The sequence below is a fragment of the Bradyrhizobium sp. P5_C11_2 genome, from assembly GCF_054049755.1.
In genome coordinates this window covers 1-3244 of the sequence record NZ_JBFULT010000711.1, presented here as the reverse complement: position 1 = coordinate 3244, position 3244 = coordinate 1, and the positions used below count along the sequence as shown (strand labels likewise).

At 61.1% G+C, this 3244-nt stretch carries 4 protein-coding genes; 1 reads left to right on the top strand and 3 read right to left on the bottom strand.

From position 1 onward, the window contains the following. Positions 1 to 44: 44 nt before the first annotated feature. Entirely contained in the window at positions 45 to 719 is a 675-nt protein-coding gene (locus ACXJL8_RS37375) for an HD domain-containing protein (protein ID WP_456622041.1), read from the bottom strand. Between the two features lie 110 nt (positions 720 to 829). Beyond that, a complete protein-coding gene (locus ACXJL8_RS37370; RefSeq protein WP_456686646.1) occupies positions 830 to 1567 on the bottom strand; it encodes a DJ-1/PfpI family protein in 738 nt (245 codons plus the stop codon). A gap of 78 nt (positions 1568 to 1645) precedes the next feature. On the opposite strand from ACXJL8_RS37370, the gene ACXJL8_RS37365 reads away from it, so the two are divergent. Further along, positions 1646 to 2578 (top strand): GlxA family transcriptional regulator, encoded by a 933-nt coding sequence (locus ACXJL8_RS37365; protein ID WP_456622039.1) that lies wholly within the window; start codon positions 1646 to 1648, stop codon positions 2576 to 2578. A 155-nt stretch (positions 2579 to 2733) separates the two neighbouring features. Here ACXJL8_RS37365 and ACXJL8_RS37360 read toward each other — a convergent pair whose 3' ends face one another. Then, entirely contained in the window at positions 2734 to 2958 is a 225-nt protein-coding gene (locus tag ACXJL8_RS37360) for a hypothetical protein (RefSeq protein WP_456622038.1), read from the bottom strand. Between the last annotated feature and the right edge of the window lie 286 nt (positions 2959 to 3244).

Sequence of the window (3244 nt, the reverse complement as noted above, 5' to 3'; positions counted from 1 at the left end):
GATCTGTTGCATGACGCGACCTTGTTGCCAGCGTTGTCGATCGCCTATTCGGCAAACGGTGACTGATGTAGAAAGTCAACCGCAGAGAAGCGCATATATCCCGGGACGTATTTCAAGCCGAAGTCCGAGATGAAATTGTCTGTTGTCGTGTTCGGATGATTCTTGGCGATGCCGCAAAGGCACGTCGTCAGCTCGTTCTTCATGCGAAGACGAGGATAGGCCGCCAGGATCACTTGCTTGTTGTCGTTGCTCAGCTCGTTATAGCCGAGTCCGCCGTAGTCGCAGGCGATGCCGATCTGACAGCAGGCCACGTCGGGGCCCTTATGCTGCGCGATCGATGGGGTGGCATGGAGCGCGATCGAGTCCCAAACTGTCTCTGCACGGCGTTCCCCCATATGGTGCGAAAGGGCAAAGGCACGGCCGAGGTCCGCTCCCAGAACCTCAAAGCGACGATCGGGAGCGCCGCCGCGCGCAAGGCCAAGATCATGCAGGAGCACCGACACCGCAACCAGTTCGGCATCCGGAGCAAGTCCACGATGTTGGGTCAGCTTGACGCCATAGAGCCACGAGCGCGCCACGTGGTTGAAAAGCCAAGGCTGCGATACTGTTTCTGCCTCTGCATAGGCATCCCGAACCGTTCGACTGTCGGGTAGCTTCAAATCCAGCTCCCGGCCGACCGCCAGCGCTTTGGTGAAATCAGGTTTTTCGTTCTGGCTCACATCTCGCTCCATTGGTCACAGGACAGGCTTGATTTGTCCGCCTTCGCGGAAATGGAAATGGTGTCTGCATGGCAGAAGCCGGGGACCAACTATGCAGCGAAACGCGTCCATCAATGCTGGAAGTCCGATAGGCGCGCATGCTTTGGGAAACCTCGGGCGTGCTGACCCACGTGACGGGCGGCGGCCCAGGCGTCGATACGCACACGTCGTTCAGCGAAGGCCGCCGCCATGCGTGCGTTCACCGCTTCCAGCACCTCTGCTGGCGCCGTGTCCGGGCGCCCGGAGGCGAAGGGCGGTTGAGGCGCATATTCCAAGCCGAGTTGGACCATTTCGGCCACGCGTGGTCCACGCAACTCCGCGATGAGTGCCAACACGAAATCGATGCCGGCGGTGACGCCCCCGCCGGACAGGATATTGCCATCCCTCACGATGCGGCCCTCGTCGACGATGGCGCCGAAGACCGGAAGAAACTGGCGCCAGGCCCAGTGGCAGGCCGCGCGGCGTCCGGTGATAAGTCCGGCAGCGCCCAAAATAAGCGAACCGGTGCAGACCGAAGTCAGGTAACGCGCGGTCGCTCCAAGCCTGACGATCTCATTGATGAATCRATCGTTCTCGATGGCGTTGATGCAGCCACCGCCTCCGGGCACCAAAAGGACGTCACACGATTTGATGACCGTCAGGTCGTCCAGATTTGAGAAGGTGAGGTCCGCCGTGACCGGTTCGCCGCCCAGGGAAGCCACTTGAACGTTCAGATCGGGCGTGCGCGAGAGAAACTGGTGCGGACCGGTGAAGTCGAGTTGGGTGACGCCGTCGTACACGGGTATCACCACGCTGATTGCCTGAGTCATCGCTGTGTCCTTCCGCTGGACAACCTCTACAGCCGGGGGCTATATGACCGAAAGGTCAAACTTCCCTATGATCCGGCCATGCATTCCATCGGCTTTTATGTTTCTCCGTGCTTTCAGATGCTTGACCTCGCAGGTCCGGCCGGCGCGTTCGAAGCGGCAAATGGCGAGCTGGGAAGTCCGGCCTATCGGATCCATATCCTCGCGGCCGATGCGGGTGCCGTAACGAACACCCTTGGCATGGCTACTGCCGCTGCGTCTCTCGATGATGCCGTGCTCGATACGCTCGTCGTCATCGGCGGACCAGAGCAACACCTTTCCGCCGGCGCGCTAAGCCGTATCGTGGACGCTTCGAACCGGTGCAGGCGCGTGGCGAGCGTCTGCACCGGCGCATTCACGCTCGCGGCGGCTGGGCTGTTGGACGGGCGTCGAGCGACGACGCATTGGCGCTATGCTGCTCGCCTTCAGCGAGACTATCCATCCATCCGGGTCGAGGCGGATCGCATCTACTGCCGGGACGGCAACATATGGACTTCGGCGGGCATTACCGCCGGAATCGATCTCTCCTTGGCTTTGATCGAGGAGGACCATGGTTTCGACATCGCCAAGAGCGTCGCACAGCACCTTGTCGTCTACCATCGTCGCCACGGCGGACAATCACAGTTTGCGGCGGCTGTCGACCTGGCACCGACGAACAATCGTATTTCCGCCGCTATCGGCTACGCCCGCGATCACATCGCCGAAGCGCTTACCCTCGAAGACTTGGCGGAAGCAGTCGGGATGAGCCGACGCCAGTTCAGTCGCGCATTCCGGGCGCAAACCGGCACCACGCCCGCGCGTGTGGTGGAACGGCTCCGCGCCGATATGGCTAGAGGTCGCATAGAGTCGACCACCGAACCTGTCGAACGCATCGCGGAGGCGGTCGGCTTCGGTGACGCAGAGAACATGAGGCGGGCATTCATCCGCATTTACGGAGAGCCGCCTCAATCGATCAGGCGCGCGATTCGGAATTAGGACGGCGACTTGCGTGCCAAAACCCCCGTCAAGTTCAGCGAGGTCTTTCGCTCGCCGCCTTTCGCAGAATTGCACCTCGCACTCTCAACGGCGTCTCGGCTCGGCGCAACGCATAAACTAAGCGATGCTGCCCGCACGCTGCTCACGTCGCCATGTCATGGCTCCGCCCTCGCGCTTGACGGCGCGGCCAGACCTTTCGGCAAGGTAAAGGCGACGGGAAAGGTTTCGGACGCTCGCGCGTCGAGGGCGGCCTGCTCCTCCGACAGCCGCCGTTCGATGAACTGGCGCTCGAGGTCCGACAGACTCGTCTCCAGCAGGCGCCGATAACGGTGAATGTTGTTGCGGTGCACACGAATACGGGCGAAATCTTCATCGAGCATTGTCGTCGCTCCAGACGGTAGTCATTGTCCTTTCCGGTTTCGAAAAAACGGGAACGAATTCCCGGCGCAAAAAAATATTCGGCGCGATCACCCTGTCAAGAGGATAGCGATGCGACGGATGAGTGCTGCGGCCTCGCCACCCTCCGTCAAAAAATTTTCGGGCCACCTCTTGAAACGGCTTTCCGTTTTTCTAAGTCGTTTTTCACCGCGAGAGCGGTGTGCCGGGCGCCTTCACGGGCCCAGCGCGGGCGCCGGGCGCGCGGTCCTTGGACCTGCCGTCTTGCGC